The organism is Pseudomonas sp. 05T35 (genome assembly GCF_056396605.1).
Genome location: NZ_JBFTLU010000954.1, coordinates 1 through 485 on the forward strand (window position 1 = coordinate 1; position 485 = coordinate 485).

Here is a 485-nt window from a genome sequence, read left to right on the forward strand (position 1 = left end):
CAGCGTCAAGCTCAACGACGAAGTCGGCACGGGCGATCTGATTCTGGATCTGGAAGTGGCGGGTGCTGCGGCCCCTGCTGCTGCCGCTCCAGCCCAGGCTGCTGCGCCTGCTGCCGCTGCTCCGGCGCCAGCCGCTGCGGCTCCGGCTGCACCGGTTGCCGACAGCGTTCAGGACATCCACGTCCCGGACATCGGTTGCGTCAAGCTCAACGACGAAGTCGGCACGGGCGATCTGATTCTGGATCTGGAAGTGGCKGGTGCTGCGGCCCCTGCTGCTGCCGCTCCAGCCCAGGCTGCTGCGCCTGCTGCCGCTGCTCCGGCGCCAGCCGCTGCGGCTCCGGCTGCACCGGTTGCCGACAGCGTTCAGGACATCCACGTCCCGGACATCGGTTCGGCAGGCAAGGCCAAGATCATCGAAGTACTGGTCAAGGCTGGCGACACCGTTGCCGCCGACCAGTCGCTGATCACCCTGGAATCCGACAAGG

At 67.6% G+C, this 485-nt stretch carries 1 protein-coding gene; it reads left to right on the forward strand.

Annotated features, from left to right (window positions below):
• Positions 1-55: 55 nt before the first annotated feature.
• A partial coding sequence (locus tag AC1DH9_RS30880; protein WP_477809552.1) for a biotin/lipoyl-containing protein occupies positions 56-485 on the forward strand: 430 nt, incomplete at its 3' end.